Origin of the sequence: Agromyces sp. NPDC058136 (assembly GCF_042884375.1) — a bacterium.
In the GTDB taxonomy this organism is placed as follows: Bacteria; Actinomycetota; Actinomycetes; order Actinomycetales; family Microbacteriaceae; genus Agromyces.
This window is the reverse complement of record NZ_JBHVUA010000002.1, coordinates 269,584-290,546: the sequence shown is the minus strand read 5'-3', so window position 1 is coordinate 290,546 and position 20,963 is coordinate 269,584. Positions and strand designations below refer to the sequence as shown.

General features: G+C 71.8%; 16 protein-coding genes. 6 read left to right on the top strand and 10 right to left on the bottom strand.

From position 1 onward, the window contains the following. Nucleotides 1-81 precede the first annotated feature (81 nt). The 6 genes from ACFVTX_RS07635 to ACFVTX_RS07610 form a co-directional block, all read right to left on the bottom strand. Nucleotides 82-1,167, bottom strand: a complete 1,086-nt coding sequence (locus ACFVTX_RS07635) for a C45 family autoproteolytic acyltransferase/hydolase (RefSeq protein ID WP_386898991.1) — start codon at nucleotides 1,165-1,167, stop codon at nucleotides 82-84. Nucleotides 1,168-1,253: 86 nt separating this feature from the next. After that, entirely contained in the window at nucleotides 1,254-2,081 is an 828-nt protein-coding gene (locus ACFVTX_RS07630; protein WP_386898990.1) for an ABC transporter ATP-binding protein, read from the bottom strand. Next, entirely contained in the window at nucleotides 2,078-2,908 is an 831-nt protein-coding gene (locus ACFVTX_RS07625; protein ID WP_386898989.1) for an ABC transporter ATP-binding protein, read from the bottom strand. The genes ACFVTX_RS07630 and ACFVTX_RS07625 overlap by 4 nt, the downstream gene beginning before the upstream one ends. Continuing rightward, the gene (locus tag ACFVTX_RS07620; protein WP_386898988.1) at nucleotides 2,908-3,840 is read right to left on the bottom strand and encodes an ABC transporter permease; all 933 of its coding nucleotides are present in this window, start codon (nucleotides 3,838-3,840) and stop codon (nucleotides 2,908-2,910) included. Before ACFVTX_RS07620 ends, ACFVTX_RS07625 begins: the two co-directional genes overlap by 1 nt. Next, the gene (locus ACFVTX_RS07615) at nucleotides 3,837-4,784 is read right to left on the bottom strand and encodes an ABC transporter permease (RefSeq protein WP_386898987.1); all 948 of its coding nucleotides are present in this window, start codon (nucleotides 4,782-4,784) and stop codon (nucleotides 3,837-3,839) included. Before ACFVTX_RS07615 ends, ACFVTX_RS07620 begins: the two co-directional genes overlap by 4 nt. A gap of 26 nt (nucleotides 4,785-4,810) precedes the next feature. Continuing rightward, nucleotides 4,811-6,454, bottom strand: coding sequence for an ABC transporter substrate-binding protein (locus ACFVTX_RS07610; RefSeq protein ID WP_386898986.1), 1,644 nt, complete (start codon nucleotides 6,452-6,454; stop codon nucleotides 4,811-4,813). A 150-nt stretch (nucleotides 6,455-6,604) separates the two neighbouring features. Between ACFVTX_RS07610 and ACFVTX_RS07605 the strand changes: the two genes are divergently transcribed. From ACFVTX_RS07605 to ACFVTX_RS07590, 4 genes are all read left to right on the top strand, one after another. Continuing rightward, nucleotides 6,605-7,630, top strand: a complete 1,026-nt coding sequence (locus ACFVTX_RS07605) for a LacI family DNA-binding transcriptional regulator (RefSeq protein ID WP_386898985.1) — start codon at nucleotides 6,605-6,607, stop codon at nucleotides 7,628-7,630. 86 nt (nucleotides 7,631-7,716) lie between these two features. Then, on the top strand, nucleotides 7,717-8,670 hold the full coding sequence (locus ACFVTX_RS07600; RefSeq protein ID WP_386898984.1) for a hypothetical protein: 954 nt from the start codon (nucleotides 7,717-7,719) through the stop codon (nucleotides 8,668-8,670). A gap of 108 nt (nucleotides 8,671-8,778) precedes the next feature. After that, the gene (gene ectB / locus ACFVTX_RS07595) at nucleotides 8,779-10,053 is read left to right on the top strand and encodes a diaminobutyrate--2-oxoglutarate transaminase (RefSeq protein WP_386898983.1); all 1,275 of its coding nucleotides are present in this window, start codon (nucleotides 8,779-8,781) and stop codon (nucleotides 10,051-10,053) included. A 22-nt stretch (nucleotides 10,054-10,075) separates the two neighbouring features. Then, the gene (locus tag ACFVTX_RS07590; RefSeq protein ID WP_386898982.1) at nucleotides 10,076-10,414 is read left to right on the top strand and encodes a CHY zinc finger protein; all 339 of its coding nucleotides are present in this window, start codon (nucleotides 10,076-10,078) and stop codon (nucleotides 10,412-10,414) included. A 120-nt stretch (nucleotides 10,415-10,534) separates the two neighbouring features. On the opposite strand, the gene ACFVTX_RS07585 is transcribed toward ACFVTX_RS07590, so the two are convergent. Next, nucleotides 10,535-12,037: an aminotransferase class I/II-fold pyridoxal phosphate-dependent enzyme gene (locus tag ACFVTX_RS07585; RefSeq protein ID WP_386898981.1), complete on the bottom strand. Its 1,503-nt coding sequence runs from the start codon at nucleotides 12,035-12,037 to the stop codon at nucleotides 10,535-10,537. Between the two features lie 93 nt (nucleotides 12,038-12,130). On the opposite strand from ACFVTX_RS07585, the gene ACFVTX_RS07580 reads away from it, so the two are divergent. After that, entirely contained in the window at nucleotides 12,131-13,051 is a 921-nt protein-coding gene (locus ACFVTX_RS07580; protein ID WP_386898980.1) for a LysR family transcriptional regulator, read from the top strand. Nucleotides 13,052-13,133: 82 nt separating this feature from the next. Here the strand turns inward: ACFVTX_RS07580 and ACFVTX_RS07575 are convergent, their stop codons facing one another. Continuing rightward, on the bottom strand, nucleotides 13,134-15,668 hold the full coding sequence (locus ACFVTX_RS07575; protein ID WP_386898979.1) for an MMPL family transporter: 2,535 nt from the start codon (nucleotides 15,666-15,668) through the stop codon (nucleotides 13,134-13,136). A gap of 135 nt (nucleotides 15,669-15,803) precedes the next feature. On the opposite strand from ACFVTX_RS07575, the gene ACFVTX_RS07570 reads away from it, so the two are divergent. Next, nucleotides 15,804-16,361, top strand: a complete 558-nt coding sequence (locus ACFVTX_RS07570) for a TetR/AcrR family transcriptional regulator (protein WP_386898978.1) — start codon at nucleotides 15,804-15,806, stop codon at nucleotides 16,359-16,361. Nucleotides 16,362-16,370: 9 nt separating this feature from the next. Here the strand turns inward: ACFVTX_RS07570 and ACFVTX_RS07565 are convergent, their stop codons facing one another. Together ACFVTX_RS07565 and ACFVTX_RS07560 are read right to left on the bottom strand one after the other, a co-directional pair. Then, the gene (locus ACFVTX_RS07565) at nucleotides 16,371-16,826 is read right to left on the bottom strand and encodes a recombinase family protein (RefSeq protein ID WP_386898977.1); all 456 of its coding nucleotides are present in this window, start codon (nucleotides 16,824-16,826) and stop codon (nucleotides 16,371-16,373) included. A 94-nt stretch (nucleotides 16,827-16,920) separates the two neighbouring features. Further along, on the bottom strand, nucleotides 16,921-20,883 hold the full coding sequence (locus ACFVTX_RS07560; protein WP_386898976.1) for a collagen binding domain-containing protein: 3,963 nt from the start codon (nucleotides 20,881-20,883) through the stop codon (nucleotides 16,921-16,923). Between the last annotated feature and the right edge of the window lie 80 nt (nucleotides 20,884-20,963).

Genomic DNA, 20,963 nt, shown 5'->3' with positions numbered 1-20,963 from the left:
TCCGCCGCGCGACGGAGATCGCCTCCGGAGGCACGGCCGCCGGCGAAGCCGCCCGCGCAGCCAGGGGCGCAGCCGCGCGAACTACGCGACGAGGGTCCGCCAGTCGCCCGCGCGCGCATCGATCGGCGAGCCGTTCGCGATGCGCGCGGTGCGCGCGACGGGGTCCGTCTGCACGGTCGCGAGCGTCGCCCAGCGTTCGCCGAACGGCAGCGCCGGGTCGGGACGGTGGCAGAGCAGCGGCTGCCCCGGGTCGGAGTAGAGGAAGGCGAGCAGTTCCTCGTCGGTGCGGGGCTCGGGGTAGTCGGCGAACCGGCTCGCGATGAGGCCGTAGCGCTCGTCGGAGTCGGGCTGGTAGATCTCCGTCTTCTCCTCGGCCTGCGGCTCGGGGCTCAGGAAGTGATTGGTGCGCACCACCGTGCCGTCGACAGGCTCGATGACGAACACCCCGATCGGCGTGATGTCGGTCGTGACGACGGTGTCGGCGTCGAGCAGGGTGAACGAGCTCGAGGCGCTGCGCGGCGCCGCCCGCACGAGGTCGACGGCCTCCTCCACCGAGGCGGTCTCCTCGAGCACGGTCGCCGACAGCACGTGCACCGGCACACCGCCGGCGCCGTCGGCGCGGTGCCCCAGGATGTTGAAGTGCAGCGCGAGGCCCGCGCTGTTCACGCCGATCTTGCCGAGCATCCCGTGCTCGGTGAGTCCGACGACGTCGTAGGTGCCGCCGCGCGTCTCGTGCGTGTGCCACTCGCCGTCGAGCTGGTGGTGCCAGTCCCACGTCTGCAGGCCGAAGGTGCGCACGGCGCCGCCGCCGAGCTCGACCCGGCGACCGATCGTCGAGCATTCGCCCGGCGCGGCCCCGAGCCCCTGCGACAGGATCTCGGTGCGGGCGTTCAGCGCGTACACGTGCCAGGGCTCGACCCCCGCGCCGGCGGCGATGCCGTCCATCTCGGCGAGACGGGCGGGGCGCCACTCGCCGACCGCGTCGGCGCACCGGAGCGCGAGGTCGCGGACCCGGGCTTCGTCGAGCGCGTACTTCGCGAAGAGCTCGAGATAGGTCTGCAGCCCCGCGGGCAGGGCGTCGCGGAGCTGCGCGCCCCGCTCGCGACCGCGTTCGAGGGGGTCGCTGCCGTTCGCGACGACGTGCAGGCGGTCGGTGATGCTGTGCAATGGATCGTTCCTTCGGATGTGCATTGGTACTTCGGTCGGCGATGCGGACGGTGCCGCCGGTGCGGCGGAGCGGCCGTCGCCGGGATTCAGATCTGCCGGGCGAGCTCGTCGATGACCCCGCGGCGCGGTACCCAGCCGGGCTGGGGCGCGCATTCGAGCAGCAGCTTCGTGTACGGATGCGAGGGGCGGTCGAGGATCTCGTCGACCGTTCCCCGCTCGACGATACGCCCGCGGCGCATGACGATGACGTCGTCGGCGACGGCGCGCACCACCGAGAGGTCGTGCGTGATGAACAGGTAGCTGAGCCCCTTCTCGGCGCGCAGGCGGTCGAGCAGGTCGAGCACCTGGGCCTGCACCGAGACGTCGAGGGCCGAGACCGCTTCGTCGAGCACGATGATCTCGGGCTCGGCGGCGAGGGCACGCGCGATCGCGACGCGCTGCTTCTGCCCGCCCGAGAGCGCCGCAGGCTTGGCGTCGGCGTGGCGCTCGGTGAGGCCGACCTCGGCGAACAGCTCGAGCACCCGGGCCCGACGCCCGGCGCGGTCGAGGTCGGGCCGGTGCACGCGCAGCATCTCGTCGATGGTGGCGGCCACGGGCAGCGAGCGGTTGAGCGAGCCCTGCGGGTCCTGGAACACCATCTGCACGAGCTTGGCCCGGGCGCGCAGGCGCGACCTCGAGGTGGTCGGCCTCACCTCGGCGCCGTCGATCACGACCCGGCCGGCATCGGCCGTCTCGAGGCCGACGATCACGCGGGCGAGCGTCGACTTGCCCGAGCCCGACTCGCCGACGACGGCGAGGCAGGTGCCGCGGCGCAGCACGCAGGTGACGTCGTCGAGAGCCGTGACGCTCGATCGGCGACCGAGGTGGAAGGTGCGGCGGAGGCCCTCGGCCTCCAGGATGACGTCCGCGCTCATGCGCGCGCCCCCGTTCCATCGTTCATCACCGGTTCGCGCGGCTCCGGGTGGAGCAGCGGCCGCGCCGCCATGAGGGCGCGGGTGTACTCGGTCTTCGGTCGGTCGCGGATCTCCTCGGGGGTGCCGATCTCGAGGATCGCGCCGTCCTTCATCACCGCGAGGCGGTCGCAGACCGCGGCTGCGAGGTCGAGGTCGTGCGTGACGAAGATCATCGAGAGGCCGTGCTCGCGCCGCTTCTCGTCGAGGATCGCGACGACCTCGGCCTGCGTCGTCACGTCGAGCGCCGTGGTGGGCTCGTCGGCGAGCAGCAGCCGCGGCTCGCCCGAGATCGCTCCGGCGATCACGACGCGCTGCAGCATGCCCCCCGAGAGCTGGTGGGGGTACGAGCGCAGCACCCGATCGGTGTCGGTGATGCCGACCTGCTGCAGGAGCCCGGCGGCCCGCGCCTTCGCCTCCGCCTTCGGGAGGCCGCGCGCGTCGGCCATGCCCTCGATGAGGAACCGCTCGACGTGGAGCACGGGATTGAGGGCGCCGTGCGGGTTCTGCGCGATGAGGGCGAGCTCGTTCGCACGGATCCGCCGCAGCTTCTCACCGCCCGCCCGGAGGAGGTCGGTGCCGGCGAAGTCGATCGAGCCGCCGACCCTCGCCCCCGAGGGCTCGATGCCGAGCAGGCATTTCAGGGTCATCGACTTGCCCGAGCCCGACTCGCCGACGAGGCCGAGGGCCTCGCCCTGGCCGAGCGAGAACGAGTTGCCGCGCAGGATCTCGGTCTCGTGCCCCGTGTCGGGGTCGGTGACGGAGAGCGTCAGCCCGCGGACGTCCAGCATCAGCGTGTCCTTCCCGCAGCGCGGCGACCGCCGAGCTGCTCGCCGACGTAGCCGAGTGCGGCCACGGTGATCACGATCGCGAGCCCCGCGAAGACGCTCTGCTCCCAGTACCCCTGCAGGAGCGACGCCTGGCCGTTGGAGACCATGAGGCCCCAGTCGGGCGTGGGCGGCTGCACCCCGAGTCCGAGGAAGGAGAGGGCGGCGAGGTCGATCATCGCGTAGCCGAAGTTGATGGTCATGCCCGTGAAGATCTGCGTCCGCACGTTCGGCAGGATGTGGCGCACGGTGATCAGGAACCCCGAGATGCCCTGCAGCTGCGCCGAGGACACGTACGGGAGGTTGCGCTCGCGCAGCGCCACCGAGCGGATCACCCGCGCCGAGTACGGCGTGAAGCCGATCGCGAGCGCGATCGAGGCGGTGAGGAGCGAGGGGCCGAAGATCGCGACCGCGAGGATCGCGAGCAGCATGTTCGGGAAGGCGAAGAGGATGTCGAGGACGCGCCCGATGAACGCGTCGACCCGGCCGCCGAACCACACCGCGGTGAGCGCGAGCGTCACGGCGGCGGTCGCGGCCACCACGACGACGATCATCGGCCCGATGAGGCTCGTCCGCGCACCCCAGATGATGCGCGAGAGGATGTCACGGCCCGACTGGTCGGTGCCGAGCCAGTGCTCGGGACTCGGCGCCAGGTGCCGGTCGACGACCGAGCCCTGGTACGGGTCGTAGGGTGCGATCAGCGGCGCGAAGATCGCCGTCAGCAGGACGACCGCGAGCACCCCGGCGCAGACGAGTCCGAGGGTGCCGAGCCGGCGGCGCAGCAGGCTCCAGCCCGACACCGGTCCGTCGAGGCGCCGGCGGCGCACCGCCTGCACCGAGACGGTGTCCTGACCGACGGTGTTCGTCGGCGGTTCGATGCTGGTCTGCCGACTCATGCCGACACCTCCCTGGCCAGGCGCACCCGCGGATCGATCACGGCGTAGAGCAGGTCGACGATGAGGTTGATCAGGCCGAACGCGAGCACCATGATGAGCGCGATGGCCTGCACGACGGCGAAGTCCTTCTTCTGCACGGAGTTCACGAGCAGCGAGCCGATGCCGTCGAGCGTGAACGCGTACTCGATCACGAAGGCGCTCGCGAGCAGGCCCGCGATGTTCGTGCCGAGCACGGTGGTGACGGGCAGCATGGAGTTGCGGATCGTGTGACGGGCGAGCACGATCCGCTTCGGGACCCCGCGGGCGATCGCCATGACGACGTGCTCCGAACCCTGCTCCTCCCGCACCGCCGTGCGCGTGATGCGGGCGACGACCGCGATGGCCGGGAAGGCGAGGGCGATCGCCGGCAGGGTCAGATGCCAGACCCGGTCGGTGAACCCCTCGCCCGAGCCCGAGACGGGGAACCACCCGAGGTTGGCGCCGAACAGCGCCATCAGCAGGAGGGCTGCGAAGAAGGTCGGCACCGCGAAGCCGAGGTTCGAGCCGAACACCACGACCTTCTCGAAGACGCCCGAACGCGTCGCCGCGAGCACGCCGAGCCCGACGCCGAAGAGGACGATGAGGATCGCCGCGTAGGCGGCGAGGAAGAGGGTGGTCGGCAGGCGCGACTCGACGAGGGTCGAGACATCCTGCTGCGTGATCAGCGACCGGCCGAAGTCGCCGTGGAGCACGTCGACGAGCCAGTTCCAGTAGCGGACGAGGAAGGGATCGTCCAGCCCGTACTGCGCGCGGATCGCCTCGAGCACCTCGGGCGTGACCGTGCGGCCCTGCACGAGGAACTGCTCGGGGCTTCCCGGAGCGAGGTACATGCCGCTGAAGACGATGAAGCTCGAGACGAGCAGCACCAGCGCCAGCGCGGCGATCCGTTTCAGTACGTAGATCATGGACGATCCCCTCCCGTGCGAACCCGTTACTCGGCCGAACCGAGGTCGGCGGCCCAGGGGTAGTAGAGGTAGATGAACGAGGCCGGAACCCCGGTCACCGACTCGTCGAGGTAGAGCCGCACCGCGAGGTCGTTGATCGGCACCCACGGCTGCTGCTGCATGACGAGCGCCTCGGCCTCGACCGTGAGCTCGGCCCGCTTCTCGGGGTCGCTCTCGGCGTAGGCGGCGTCGATGGCCGCGTCGATCGCGGGGTCGGAGAAGCCCGAGTAGTTCTGCTGGCTGCCCGAGTAGGCGACGTTGTCGAGGTGCGCGAGCGGCGACGGGCTCGACAGGTAGTTCGTGGTGACGAAGCCGTCGTAGCCCTTGCGCGCCTCGGGGTCGGAGAAGAACGCCCCGAACTGCGCGCTCGGCACGCCGGTCGGCTCGAGGGTGAGCCCGAGCTCCTTCGCGCCGTTCGCCATCTCGTTGAGGATGTCGGCGTAGAACGCCCGCTCGCTCGGGTAGGCGATCTTGATCGGCTGCGAGAGGTCGACGGTCGCGGCCTTCAGCTCCTCCTTCGCCGCCTCGAGGTCGTGGCTGAGGTCGGGCAGCTCGGTGTCGCGCAGCTCGGCGACGTCGGGGTAGCGGTTCCACGGCCCCTGCGGGACGATCGAGCGCGACGGCGAACCGGTGCCCTCGTAGACGGTGTCGGCGATCGCCTGGCGGTCGGTCGCCCGGGTGAGCGCACGGCGCACGGCGGGGTCGCCGAAGGTGCCGTTGCCGGTCGAGATGATGGCCATGATCTGCATGCCCTGGCCGTACGAGAGCGAGCCCGTCGCACTCGAGCTCAGCTGCCCGAGCGCCGGCAGCGGCACGTCGTAGGAGCCCTGGATCTCACCGGTGGAGAGGCCCGTCGCGATCGCGGTCGGGTCGACGACGAAGCCGATCACGACCTCCTTCGCCTTGGCGCGCTTCTCGGCGTTCCAGTAGCCGTCGTAGCGGTCGAGCGAGATCGACTGCCCCTGCTTCCACTCGCCCACCTGGAACGGCCCGGTGCACATGACGCCGGCCTCGGGGTTGCCGTAGTTCTCGCCGGCGGCCTCGCGCTGCTTCTGCTGCACGACGGCGCCGAGGTTCGTGGCGAGCTCCTCGTCGAGGATGGTGTTCGGCTCCGACAGCGTGAGCGTCACCTCCCACTCCCCGGTCTTCTCGATGCCGGTGACGTCGGCGAAGCTCGACGCGAGGTAGCTGCCCTCGGCGGGGTCGAGGTGGCGGTTGAGGCTGTAGACCACGTCGTCGACCGTCATCGGGGTGCCGTCCCAGAAGGTGACGTCGTCGCGGATCTGGAAGACGTAGGTCTTGGCGTCGTCGGACACCTCATAGCCGGAGGCGAGGTTCGGCTCGACCGAGAAATCGGGCTGCATCTGGAACAGCGACTCGCAGAGGTTCGAGATGATCGTGTTCTCGGGGTAGTTGAACGCCTTCACGGGGTCGAGCGTGGCGAGCTCGCCGTAGGTCGAGTTCCACGTGACCGTGTCGATCTCGCCGGTCGCCTCGGGCGTGACCTGCAGGAGCTCGGCGTCGTCGAGCGCCGGCCCCGCGTCGCCGCCCCGGTCCGCCGTGCAGCCGGCGAGCCCCAGGCTCGCGACCGCGAGGAGCGCGATCGATGCTCTCGTCAATCCGGTTTTCACTGTGTCCTCCTGAGCTTCTTCGTTGAATCCCTCGCTGCGTGGTGCGATGAGCTACGGCGACGGTACTAGGAAAATCGATTCTTGTAAATCGATTCCCTGAATCGATTCTTCACCCTGTTCCTCGAGCGATCGGCTTGCTACGCTGTGCGGGTGTCCCTCGAAGCCGCCAGACCGACCATCAACGACGTGGCCGAACGCGCCGGGGTGTCGCGCACCACGGTCTCGAACGCGCTGAACGGCAAGGGCACGATCGGCGCCGAGACCATCGAGCGGGTCAAACGCGTCGCCGACGAGCTCGGCTACGAGCCGAACGCCGTGGCCCGGGGTCTCCGCCAGTCGAAGCTCGGCGTCATCTCGCTGCTCATCCGGCCGCTCGAGTCGCTCGACACCGCGCTGCCCGAGGGCGTCGACTACTTCCTCCGCTTCGCCGGCTCCGCCGCCCTCGCCGCGATGGACCACGGCTACTCGCTCATGCTCATCACCGACCCCGCGAAGCCCGGCGCACCCCCCTCGTCGCTCGCGGCCGACGGATGCCTCGTCGAGGCCCCGATCCGCAACGACCCCGCCCTGACGCTCCTCGACCGCAAGCGCATCCCGTTCGTGGCGATCGGCGTCGACCCTGCGCGACCCGACGACTTCCCCGCGATCGCGCAGCAGACCGAACGCGACACCTTCCTCGTGCTCGACCACCTGCGCGAGGCCGGGGCGCGCCGGATCGCGCTCGTGACGGGCACCGACGAGAACTCCTGGAACACGCTCGCGCGACGCGGTTACGAGCGCTGGACCGCCCGGCACGGACTCGAACCGATGATCCGCTCCCTCGACGAGACGAGCGGGGTCGACGGCGGCCGGGCGATCGCGCACGAGCTCCTCGCCGGCCCGACCCGACCCGACGGCGTGTACTGCCTGACGGGCCGGCACGCGGCCGGACTCGTCGCCGGAGCCGGCGAGCTCGGCCTCCGCGTCCCCGACGACGTCCTCGTCGCAGCCGGCTCCGACGCGGTCGTCACCCGCACCTCGACGCCCACGATCACGGCGCTCGACATGCGCCCGGTCGAGACCGCACGGCTCGCCGTCGAGTCGCTGATCCGCGTGCTCGAGGGCGAGCCCGTCGACTGGTCGCTCATGGACCCCGAGAGCCTCCTCGTGGTCCGCGACTCGACGTCGCGGAACTGAGACGGAGCCGGCGGCGCCCGGCCCGCCCCGTGGCATCCGCTCGCAGCCGACTCACCAATGTCGGCGGCCCGCGTCATCATGTCGACATGGATGTCACGGAGTGGCTGCTCGACGCCGATCCGGCGATCGCGTGGCAGGTGCATCGCGACCTGCGGGGCGACCCGGCCGCGGCAGCCGTCGAGCGTGCGCGGGTCGCCGACGAGGGCTGGGGGGCGCAGCTCCTCGCGCTGCAAGACGAGCGCGGGTACTGGCACGACGCGATCTACGGCAAGCACGGCGACCGGCGCAGCGTCATGTGGTCGATGCAGACCCTGTTGCGCTTCGGGCTCGACCCGGCTTCGCCCGCGGCGCATCGCGCGATCGAGCGGGTGCGCGACGGCGTCGTGTGGCACGAGTGGGGCGGTCGGCCGTTCTTCCACGGCGAGGTCGAGGAGTGCGTGAACGGCGGGGTGCTGGCCGCCGCCGCGGGGTTCGGCGAGCTCGGCCCCGGGAGCGACCGCATCATCGGCGTCCTGCTCGACGACCAGCTGCCCGACGGCGGGTGGAACTGCGAGCCGCGCGAGGAGTCCGAGCGCTCCTCCTTCGACTCGACGCTGTGCGTCCTCGAAGGGCTGCTCGCCTACGAGCAGGCGGCGGGCGCCCCGGGGTTCTCCCCCGAGCTCGCGCCGGCGGTCGCCGCAGCCCGGGCCCGAGGCGAGGAGTACCTGCTCGAACGCAACCTCTTCCGCCGCCGCTCGACGGGTGAGCTCGTGCAGCCCGGCTACGCGAACTTCGCCTTCCCGCCGTACTGGTTCTACGACGTGCTGCGCGCCCTCGACCACTTCCGTGCCGCCGGCACCGCCCCCGACCCGCGCATCGCACCCGCGATCGACCTGCTCACGGCGCAGCGCACCGCCGACGGCCGCTGGCTCGCGGGCGAACCCCGCGAGGGCGAGGTGTTCTTCGCCGTCGACGCCCCCGAGGGCGAGCCCAGCCGGTGGAACACCCTGCGCGCCCTCCGCGTGCTGCGCTGGTTCGAGGGCGGTGCGACACGGGCCTGACCGGCGGCCGAGCACGCGCCCCGTGGCATCCGCTCGCAGCCGACTCACCGTTCGAGGCCGTAGGCTCTGATCACCGCAACCCTTGATCTGCAGAGGAGTCCGCCTGCCATGAGCGACGCCGCGAACCTTGACGTCTTCAACCGCCGCGAGTCCGAGGTGCGCGGCTACGTGCGCTCCTTCCCGACCGTCTTCGACCGGGCGTCGGGTTCGACGCTCGTCGACGCCGACGGCCGCGAGTACCTCGACTTCTTCGCGGGCGCGGGCGTCCTGAACTACGGGCACAACAACCCGGCGTTCACGGGTGCGCTCATCGAGTACCTCGAGCGCGGCGGCATCATCCACGGCCTCGACATGGCGACCTCGGCCAAGCGCGCCTTCATCGAGGCGTTCGAGCGCCTCGTCCTCGAGCCGCGCGGCCTCGACCACAAGCTCCAGTTCACCGGCCCGACCGGTGCGAACGCCGTCGAGGCGGCACTCAAGGTCGCGCGCCAGGCGACGGGCCGTTCGACGGTCGTCGCGTTCACGAACGCGTTCCACGGGCTGAGCCTCGGCGCGCTCGCGGCGACGGGCAACCACCACTACCGCGAGGCGGCGGGCGTCTCGCTCGACGACATCGTGCGCCTCCCCTACGACGGGTACCTCGGCGACGGCGTCGACACCCTCGACCTGTTCGAGAAGATGCTCGACGACCCGGGTTCGGGTCTCGACCTGCCTGCGGCGGTCATCGTCGAGGCGGTGCAGGGCGAGGGCGGCATCAACGTCGCGAGCGTGCCGTGGCTGCAGCGTCTCCGGGCGATCACGGCCGAACGCGGCATCCTGCTCATCCTCGACGAGATCCAGGCCGGCGTCGGCCGCACGGGCGCGTTCTTCGCGTTCGAGGCGGCGGGCATCGTGCCCGACCTCGTCACCATCTCGAAGTCGATCTCGGGCTCGGGCCTGCCGATGTCGCTCGTGCTGCTGCGCCCCGAGGTCGACGTGTGGAAGCCGGGTGCCCACACCGGCACCTTCCGCGGCAACAACCTCGCCTTCGTGTCGGCGCGCGTCGCCCTCGAGAACTACTGGGCGAACGACGCCTTCGTCGACGAGATCGCCCGCAAGTCGGCGTTCCTCGCCGAAGCCCTCGAAGAGATCGCGGCGGCGAACCCCGAGCTCGGCCTCACGGTGCGCGGCCGCGGCCTCATGTACGGCCTCGTCTCCGACGGCGACCGCACCCTCGCGGGCCGCATCTCGAAGGAGGCCTTCACGCGCGGCCTCGTCATCGAGACCTCGGGCGCGTTCGACGAGGTGCTGAAGTTCCTCCCGGCGCTCACCATCTCCGAAGAGGAGCTCGGCCGCGGTCTCGACATCGTTCGCGAGAGCCTCGCCGCGGTGCGCGCGGCCTGAGCCGGCGCGCCTTCGCGACGACATGAGCGAGACGGATGCCCCGGGCACGCCCCGCGTGCTCGGGCCTACCGTCGACGACGAGACCCGGTGCGTGCACTACCGCACCGAGCTCGACGTCATCGCGATCCGCTTCGCCTGCTGCGGCGAGTACTACCCGTGCCACGCCTGCCATGAGGAGACCGCCGATCACCCGGCGACGCAGTGGCCGCTCGCCGAACGCGGCCGTGAGGCGGTGCTGTGCGGCGTGTGCCGCACCGAGCTGACGATCGAGGCGTATCTCGCGACGACCGTGTGCCCGCACTGCGGCGCCGCGTTCAACGAGCGGTGCCGCCTGCACACGCACCTCTACTTCGAGGTGTGACCCCTTGCCGCGTCAGCCGTGGCTGATCCGGTACACGACACCCCGGGGTCCCGGTCGGCAGAACGGTGTGTCGTCGATCGCGCCAGCCTCGGCTGACCACCGGCCGACCCCGGCCGACCGTCAGACGGCGCCCCGCACGACCCTGAGCGTCACGAGCGAGGGGTCGATCGCCCCGCGCACGTAGCCGCCGGGCGTGGCCGCGATGCGCTGCAGGAACTCGACGACCTCGGCCGTCACGATCTCGCCCGGCAGCACGTTCGGGATGCCCGGCGGGTAGGCGGCGAGGGCGTCGGTCGAGACGCGCCCGATCGCCTCGGCGATCGGCACCGCCTCGCCCTCAGCGAAGAAGGCGTCGCGGGGCAGCATCGCGAGGGCCCCGGGTTCGGGGAGCGCGACGGGCGGCGTCGCTCGCGTGGCATCCGCACCATCCGCGCCGTCTGCACCGGCCGCGGATGCCTCGCGCGCGCCCGGCTCGGGCGCGAGCGCGTGGAGGGCCTCGACGATGCGGTCGACGTCGGGCACGGTGCCGGCGCCGAGCACGGCGACGACGGCCGAGTCGGTGGCGATCTCGAAGGAGATGCCCTCGCGTTCGAGCCGGTCGCGCACGGTGTGGCCGTGAAGGCCGCCGCGGGCGACGTCGATCGACACGCGCAGCGGGTCGGCGTCGACGATGTCGGCGAAAGCGCCGAAGCCGTCGCTCACGATGCCGAAGCGGCCGCGGCGGCGGATCTCGTCGCGGAGTCGGTCGGCCGCGGCGATCGACGCGGTGATGCGTGCCTCGCCGGTCTGCAGGCTCTCGCGGGCGAGATCGAGGGAGGCGAGCAGGAGCGAGCTGGCGCTCGTCGACTGGGTGAGGGTGAAGCCGCGGTCGACGAGCGGCTCGAGCTCGTCGGCGAAGGGGCCGTCGGCGAGGTGCAGCATCGCCGACTGGGTGAGGGAGCCGCCGAGCTTGTGCGTGCTCGAGATGACGAGGTCGGCGCCCTGGCGCAGCGGGTTCTCGGGCAGCTCGGGGTGGAACCCGAAGTGCGCGCCCCACGCGGCGTCGACGATGAGCGGGGCGCCCGCGGCATGCGCGACCTCGGCGAGGCCCGCGATGTCGGCGACCGCGCCGAAGTAGCTCGGCGAGATGAGGTAGACCCCCTTGGGGCGCGGGGCGCGGGCGAGCGCGGCGGCGAGCGCCTCGGGCGTGACACCGTGGTTGATGCCGAGCACCGTGTCGATCGTGGGGGCGACGAAGCTCGGCGAGAGCCCCGCGAGGATCACCCCGTCGATGAAGGAGGAGTGCGCGCTGCGCTGCCCCACGACGGGGTCGCCCGCGCTGCGGAACGCTCCGAGCGCGAGCGCCGCGATGCGGTTGGCCTGCGAGGCGCCGTTCGTCACGAACCAGGTGCGGCGCGCGCCCCACGCCTCGGCGGCGAGTTGCAGCGCTTCGTCGAGCGGGTTGCCCGGGCCCTTGTCGATGCCGGCGAGGAGCGGCGGAACGTCGCGGCGCAGCAACTCGGTGCCGAACCAGTCGGCGAGGGCGGGCGCGGCGGCGGGGTCGGCGGCGTGACCGGGCACGTAGACCCGGACACGGTCGGTCTCGGCGTAGCGGGCGACGGCGTCGGCGTAGGGGGTGGGCATTCCTCAATCCTGCGCCCAAACGACATCCATACGGAATAGCGAGTGTTCTGGAATGATCGATATCAGATATAGAGCGGCGAACGGAGGCGAGACATGCTCGATCTGCGGCAGTTCCGCGCGTTGCTCGCGCTCGACGAGCACGGCTCGGTCGCCGCCGCCGCGCGCGCTCTCGACTGGAGCCAGCCGACCGTCGCGCACCACCTCGCGGGGCTCGAACGCGCAACCGGCACCCCCGTCGTCGAAAGCCGGGCCTCCGGCACCTCGCTCACGGTCGCCGGCCGGCTCTGGCTGCCGCACGCCGCCGCGATCGTCGGCCGTGCCGACCGGGCGCTCGTCGAGGTCGCGGCGACGCTCGAGCAGGCGCGCCGCACGGTGCGCTTCGGCGTGTTCCCGACGGCGGCAGCGCGCCTCCTCCCCCGCCTGGTCGCCGCGTTCGACGCCGCCGGGCTCGTGCCCGAGATCGTCGAGGCCGAACTCGACGTCCTCGTCTCCTCGCTCGAACGCCTCGAACTCGACGCCGCCGTCGTCTACACCGCGCCGGGCGCCCCTGCCGCCCGCGGCGTGCGCCGAACGGGCAGCGGCGTCCTGCGAACCCCGCTCTTCACCGAGCACTTCGCGCTCGTCGTGCCGGCCGGCCATCCGCTCGCGGGGGCGGGCGGGCTCGCCTCCGCCGCCGGCGCCGAGCCGGTGCACCTCGCCGACCTCGCCGGCGAGCGCTGGGTGGTCGGCACCCTCGACGACGACCCGGTCGACGTCGCATTCCGTTCGGCCGCGCTGCGCGCCGGGTTCGACCCGCTGCTCGGTCCCCGCAGCGACGACTACCGGGTGGTCGTCGAGTACGTCGCCGCCGGGCTCGGCCTCGCGTTCGTGCCCGAGCTCGCCGTCCCCGTCGGGCGCGACGACCTCGCCGTCGTCGAGGTCGCCGGGGCGCCGCTCACCCGCGAGGTGACGCTCGCGACCGCGCCGAGCCTCGACCCCGAGCTGCGCGAGCTCATGGTGCGGGCGCTCGCCTGATCGCGGGCGGCGTCGACGGCGAGGGGCGGATGCCACGTGGCATCCGCCCCTCGCCGAAACCGGCCGCGGCCGCGCCCGCGGCTCAGTCGCGCTGGGCGGCGCCGTGCACGGGGTGCGTGCGCTCGAGGGCGGCGCCCTCGACATCGACGTCGGGGAGGATGCGGTCGAGCCACTTCGGCAGCCACCACGCCTTCTCGCCGAGCAGGTGCATGACCGCGGGGATGAGCAGCATCCGCACGACGAAGGCGTCGAGCAGCACGCCCGCCGCGAGGCCGAAGCCGAGCGGGCGCACCATCGTGAGGTGCGAGAACACGAAGCCGCCGAACACGGCCGCCATGATGATCGCCGCCGCCGTGACGACCGCGCGCCCGTTGCGGAGCCCCGCGACGACCGCCGTGCGGGCGGGCACCCCGTGCACGTACGCCTCGCGCATGCCCGAGACGAGGAACAGCTGGTAGTCCATCGCGAGGCCGAACAGCACGCCCATGACGATGATCGGCGCGAAGTTCAGCACGGGCCCCGGGTCGTGCACGTCGAAGACCGCACCGAACCAGCCCCACTGGAAGATCGCGACGACCGCGCCGAACGCGGCGAACAGCGACAGCACGAAGCCCGCCGTCGCGATGAGCGGCACGAGGATCGAGCGGAACACGAGGATGAGGATGAGCATCGAGAGCCCCACGACGAGCCCGAGGTAGAGCGGCAGCACGTTCGCGAGCTTCTCGGAGATGTCGATGTTGCCGCTCGCCTGCCCGGCGACGCCGAGGGCGAGCTCGTCGGAGCCCTCGAGCCCCGCGTCGCCCGCCTCGAGCGGCGAGAGCGCCCGCAGCTCGTGCACGAGCGCCTCGGTTGACTCGCTCGACGGCCCGTCCTCGGGCACGACCTGGAACGCGAGGAAGTCGCGGTCGTCGGAGACGGCGACCGGCGCCACCGCGACGACGCCCGGCTGTTCGAGGAGCAGCTCGGCGAGCTCGGCCTGCGCGGGCACGACCTCGTCCTCGTCGATCGACTCGGGCAGCGCGACCGTCACGAGGAGGGTGCCGTTCTGCCCGGCGCCGAACGCGTCGGCGACCGCGGTGTACGCCCGGTACTGGGTCGAGTCGGCCGCCTCGGAGGAGCCGTCGGGCAAGCCCAGGCGCATCGACAGCGCCGGGATGGCGACGACGAGGAGCGCGACGATCGCGATGCCGGCGCGCAGCAGGGCGCGCGAGGTCTTCATCGGTTCGAGCACGGGCTGCGCGTGCGTCTCGTGCCCGATCTGGGCGCGGGCGCGGCGGCTCAGCACCCGGAGCCCGATGAGGCCGAGGAGCGCCGGGCTCAGGGTGATCGCGACGAGCACGGCGATGAGCACGCAGACCGCGCCCACCGTGCCCATGACGCCGAGGAAGGGGATGCCGGTGACGTTGAGCGCGAGCAGTGCGACGAGCACGGTCGAGCCCGCGAACACGACGGCGTTGCCCGAGGTGCCGTTCGCGAGCGCGATCGACTCGTGCAGCTCGAGGCCGGCGAGCAGCTGCCGGCGGTGCCGGTTGAAGATGAACAGCGCGTAGTCGATGCCGACCGCGAGGCCGAGCATGACGCCGAGCACGGGCGTGACCGACGACATGTCGACGACGCCCGAGAAGGCGAGCGACCCGGCGACGCCGACCCCGACGCCCACGAGCGAGGAGAGGATCGGGAGCACGGCGGGCAGGAGCGCCCGGAACATGACGACGAGCACGAGGAGCGCGAGCACCACGCCGATGATCTCGCCGGGCCCGATGAGCCCGTCGATCGAGGCGGCGATCTCGCTCGAGTAGTCGATCGTCACGCCGTCGATGCCGGCGCCGTCGAGTTCGGCGGCGACCGCGGCCTTCTGCTCGTCGGGCAGGCTGAAGAGGTCTTCCGTGAACATGACGGCGCCGAGGGCGGTCGCCTCGTCGTCGGAGACGGTGCGAATGGCGGATGCCGCGTCGGCGAGCCGCACGCCGGCGTCGAGCTGCACGCGCTGGGCCGCGAGCTCGGCGGCGCCGGCTTCGAGCTCGGCGCGCTGCGCGTCGAGCTCGGCCTGCCCGGCATCGAGCTGCGCCTGCTGCGCGGCGAACTGCGCGGCGGCGAGCTCGTACGCGCCGGCGGCCTGCGCCTGCGCGATGGCCGCGTCGAGCTGCGCCTGCCCCGCATCGAGCTGCTGCTGGGCGGCGTCGAGCTGGGCCTCGCCGGCGGCGATCTGCTGCTCGGCTGCGTCGATCCGGGCGGCGCCGTCGTCGAGCTGCGCCTGCGCGTCGGCGCGCTGCGCGTCGGCGGCGAAGGGGTCGACGACGTCGGCGACGCCGTCGAGCTCGGCGATGTCGGCCAGCAGCTCACCGATCTCGGCCTGCTGCTCGGCGGTGAACGCCTCGCCGTCGTCGGTCCGGAAGACGACGGTGCCCGTCGCCCCGCCGAGGTCGTCGAGCTCGGTCTGGAGTTCGGCGGTCACCCGGTCGGTCTCGGTGCCGGGGATGCTCATGCTCGAGGTCAGCGTGCCGCCGAACGCGAGGAACCCGCCGACGGCGAGCGCGAGGGCGATCACCCACGAGACGATGACGCGCCAGGGCCGGTGCGCGGCGAAGCGCCCGAGTCGGTAGAGGAGTTCGGCCATGGGGATGCTGCCCTTTCGAGTCGCGGGAGTGGCGGCGCTTCGTCGGGCCACTGCAAGGATAACCGACATTTGTCGGATATCCGACAGGCGTCGATCAGAGCCCGGACCGAGGCATCCGGCTGACAGAATCGCGGTATGGATGTCCGCGTCGAACGCACCCGCCGCGCGCTGCAGGAGGCCCTGTTCGCGCTCGCCCGCGAACGCCCCCTCGACGAGCTCACCGTCGCCGACATCACGCTGAAGGCGGGCGTCAACCGGTCGAGCTTCTACCAGCACTACGCCGACAAGGAGACCCTGCTCGCCGACGCCCTCGACGCCGCCGCCGAGCAGGCGGGCGCGTCGCTCCCCCGCATCTCCGAGCCGCTCCCCGGCCCGCCGCAGGCGCTGTTCGACTACCTCCACCACTTCGACGCCAATGCCGAGGTCTACCGGCGCGTGCTCGGGCCGCACGGCTCGGCGATCGTGATGGCGCGCCTCCGCGCCCGCATCGAGGCGATCGTGCGCGACGGCATCACGGCGTCCGGCGCCGGCGTGTTCGAGGGCATGCCGCTCGACGTCGTCGGCGCCGGCATCGCGGGCTCCGCGCTCGGCGTGATCCAGGCGTGGCTCGAACGCGACCCTCGGCCGCCCGTCGAGACGGCCGCCGAATGGCTGTGGCGGGTGCTGCTCGGCCCGGGCGACGCCTGGCGGTGAGGCTCGGCCCTACTCGGCCGTCTGCTCGATGACCGTGTCGGTGAGGTGCCGCGCGCCGTGGCTCAGCACCTTCACGACGATGCCGCGCCCGCGGAGTTCGGCGAGGGTGCGCACCTCTTCGTCGAGGTCGCGGCCGAGCGCGTGCACGTTCGCGACGACGAGCACGTCGCCGTGGTTCAGGGTGCCGAAGAAGCGGGCGAGCCGCTGCTCCCACGACTCGCCGAGGTTCTCGGGCGCCGGGTAGCGGAAGTCGAGGATCTGCACGCCGAACGCGGCCAGGTCCTGCCGTTGCTCGAGGATGGGCGGCATGTCGGGGCGCGCGATCACGAGGCCGACGAGGCGCGAGCCCTCGGGGCGCGCCATCCACCAGTGGTGGTCGTGCTGCACCTCGACGAAGCACTCGGGGCACTGCGTCGGAGTGTGGGTCGACGACTCCCGTTCTGTGGTGGGATTCTCGTCGCTCATGGTCTCGCTCGCTCCTCGCAGGGTCGGGCTACATCGTACGCGGTCGCACCGACATCAAGGGCGGGAAACGGCGCAATGCCCAGCGGGCGCGGCTTCAGTCGTCGGCGCGGAGGCGCACTCTCCGAGCTCGGCCTCGGGCGAAGGCGACGGCCGCCGCGCCGAGCATCAGCACGACGAACGCGACGAACAGCGGCATTGCGCCGTCGAATCCGGAGTCGGGCAGCCCCGCCGGCCCCGGCGGCGTGGGCGTCGGCGTCGGGCCGGGCGGAGTCGTCTGCTCATTCGCGAAGGTGCAAACGACCGTCTCACCGAGACCGAGGTCGATGACGGCACTGGCGCCCTCGATCACCGCTCCGCCGGTCGCCCCCGCGCACGTGACCCCCGCGAGCTTCCACCCATCCATGTCGAGCTCGGTGACGACGTACTCGCCCGGCGCGAGCGGCCGGGTCGAGAACGGCGGCGAGGCATCCGCCAGCACGAACGCCTCGACCGGTTCGCCCTGAGCACCCCATTCGAAGGCGAACTCCTGCGTCGACCCGCTCGGCACCGTCGTCTTGTCGACGATGATCAGGCCCCATTCCACGTTGGTGAACGTGCAGATCACCGTCTCGCCCGGGTCGAGCTCGATCGAGCCGACGAGATCGTCGACCGTCGACGCGGTTCCTTCGGCATCGCCGTCGACGCAGCTCAACCCCGTGGTGTCGTAGCCGTCCTCGTCGGATTCCTCGACCGTGTAGCTCCCGGGCGCGATGCCGTCGAAACTCGCCGACCCGGTGCCGCCGCTCGTCGTCACGGTGAACTCGGGCGGTTCGAGCCAGTCACCCGTGAAGTCGAAGGTTCCATCGGTGCCGTCGACCGCCTTCGCGATGACGATCCGCCCGAGGGCGGTGTTCACCGCGGTGCAGTCGCCGACGTCACCCGGGCTCAGAGAGAAATCGCTGAGGTCCTCGATCACGAACGGCGCGCTCCCGTCGCCCGGGGTGATCGTGCAGCTGAGCGCCCCCTCGATCCAATCGGAGCGGTCGACCTCGACGAGCGAGTAGCGGACGCCCGGAACGATCACGGGCAGCGTGACGCTCGCGGTGCCACCCACGGTGACGGCGCTCACCGTCACGGGGTCGACCTCCTCGTCGAGATCGGTGAGGACGAACTCGAAGGCGCCGTCGCCGCCCAGCGAGGTCTTGGTGAGCGTGCCCGTGCCCGCCGTGGCCTGGTTGATGAAGGTGCAGGCGAGCTCCTGGCCCACCGGCGCCGTGAACTGCACCCCGGGCTCCTCGGGCGCCTCGTCGACGAGACCGCCGCAATCGACAGTGCCGGTCCACCCGCCGGGGACGTTCTCGGTGATCGAGTAGCTCCGCCCCGCCACCAGTCCCGACCAGGTCGCGCTCTGGCCGGACTGCCCGGTGCCGCTCACGGTCTTGGGAGTCGTCTCGCCGTCCGGCACCGGGGCGATCGACAGGTCGAACGACCACTCGAAGTCGGAGGCGATGCCGCCGGCGATCTTCGCGACCGTGATCGACGACGTCGCCGCGGTGTTCTCGACGGAGCAGGAGATCGACTGGCCCGGCGCCGGCACGAACTGCACGCCCGGCGCGGCGGGATCGAGGTCGGCGATGCCCTCGCAGCTGAGCTCGCCGCGCGTCCAGCCCGGTTGATCGGCTCCCGCCTCGCGGACGGTGTAGGCGCTGTCGGGCACGAGCTCGCCCCACTCGACGAGCGGTGCCGTGTCGGTCGAGGTGCGTCCGGCGACGGTGCCGTCGGGCGCGACCAGCTCGAAATCGAACGACCACGCGAAGCCCGGGTCGACGCCCACCACCGACTTCTCGACCGACAACGACGCCGGCTCGGCGCGGTTGGTGAAGAAGCAGACCGCCGCCTCGGTGTCGAGGAGTTCGACGACGACGCCGCGCCCGTCGGCGCTCGGCGCCCACTCGGCGCCGTTGCAGTCGACGCCGTCGAACGACCACCCCTCGACGTCGACCGGCTCGGTGATCGTGTAGCTGCCGGGCTCGAGCGCCCCGAAGGATTCGAGCGCGACGTTCGGCGGGGTCGAGTTGCCGTTGAGTGCGAAGGCCGTCGGATCGTCGTCGGGCGGCGCGAACAGGAAGGCGAACTGCTCGTCGAACTCGACGGGGATGGTCCGCTTCACGACCGCGATCGAGCCCGGAAGGCTGTTGGTGAAGAAGCAGCGCACCGTCTCGCCCGGCAGGACCGAGAAGTCGATGCTGCGCAGTTCGAGGTCGCCGGTGTGGTCGCTGCCGCCGTAGGTGCACGAGAGGTCGGCCAGGCGGGTCGCGGGGTCCTGCGCGTCGGTCGCCTCGGCGATCGTGTAGTCGCCCGGTGCGACCCCGGTGAAGACCTGCTCGTAGAGGGTTCCGTCGCCGTTCGGGGCGGCGATGCTGAAGTTCTCGCCGCCCGGCAGGTCGCTCGTGAAGTCGAAGGTGCGCCCGTCGACCCCGTGCACCTCCTTCGAGACGATCACGGTGCCGAGCTGGGTGTTCGTGAACGTGCACGTGATGTTCTGGCCGGCCGACGGCGTCACGGTGACCGAGCGCTCGCCGGTCTCCACCTCGGCGTCGCAGTTGAGGCTCGGTGGCAGCCATCCGTCGGCGGGCCCCTCGGTGATCGTGACCGGCTCGCCCACCGGCACTGCGAACGAGCGGCTGCCGTCGTCGCCGAGCGTGAAGGGTTCCTGCCCGGTGGCCTCGAACTCGAACCCGGCCGTCGCGCCGTCGGGTTCGGTCTGCTTCACGACGGTGATCACGGCCGCCGAGTTGGTGATCACGCATTCGGTCGTGTTCTCGGGTGAGACGAGGAACGTGTCGGAGGGGTCGTCGAGCACGAATTGCTGCGCGGGGCCGCCGGTGAGCGGGATCGCGGTGCAGACGACCGACTGCAACGACCACGGCGGCGGGATCTGCGTCTCCGACAGGCGGTAGTCCGATGCGGCGAGCACCTCGGAGTAGGTCTTCGTCTCGCCCGCCCCGATGGTGTCGACGATCGTTTCGACCGGCGGCAGCCCCGGGAGGACCGGACCGCCGTCGCGGGCGATCGTGAAACCGAAGTCGTCATCGGCGACGATGCCGGCCGGCACGGTCTCCTTCGTCACCGTGAGGGCGCCGCAGTTCGAGAGGTTCATCGGGTCGGGCGAATGCTCCGCGAAGTCCTGGATGTTCGCCTGCTGCGAGTTGCCGGTGCGCGTGAACATCGCCGACACCTCGAAGGTGCTGCACTCCGTCGGATCGAAGATGCCCGCGGTAGTCAGGTCGATCGCGAACTCCCCGAAGGTCTCGAGCGGCTGGTTCGTGAGCGGCGGCCCCTCCTGCCGCACCCCCGTCGACCAGTCGAGGTCGGCGGTCCCGGGCTGCGGTTGCCACGTGCCGGCGCCGAGCGCGTTCGCGCAGCCGTCGCCCGCGGTCGGCGTCCATCGGAGCACCCGTGCCGTCGTACCCGACGAGGCGTAGTCGAACTCGATGAGGACGTCGTCGCAGCGGCCGGCGGCGGGACCCTCGAGATGCTGGAAGATGCTCACCTCGCCGTTGCCCGCGTATCTCGTCCAGTAGCCGTAGAGGATGCCGTGGCGGCTGCCGTCGGCACCCAGGACGATCTCGACGCCGTAGCCGGTCGAGCAGAGGTCGCCCTTCTCGTTGGGCTTCGCCGAGCCCGGGAGCCACGGGTTCGTGTTCGGATTCTGGCTCGGCGGCGCGCCCGTCGGCTCGGCGCCGACGTTGCAGGCCGCGGTCGCCGCGTTGTTGTCCCAGGCGAACGCCCCCTGCACGACGCCGCTCGACTGCAGTCCCTGGGCGGTCGTGTACGTCCCGGTCGGGGTGAAGGTGAAGCTGCTGTCGGGCTGGACACCCGTGATGAAGTCGCCCCAGTTGAAGGTGTTGGGCGGCGAGGCCGGGGCGGTGGTGCCGTTCATCACCATCCCCGTCTGGAGCCCCGACGGCGACAGGGTCGCAGCCGAGGCCGGCGCGGCGGCGCCGAGCGGCACGAGCACGGCCGCGAGCAGCGCCACGGCGATCATCGCCGCGCTGCGCCGCCGCCGTCCGGTCATGGTCGACGCACGCTCCCGTGCATGGCGATCCCAGGCGGCGGTGCCACCGTCGCGCTGATCAGACCGCCTTTTCCCGGCGT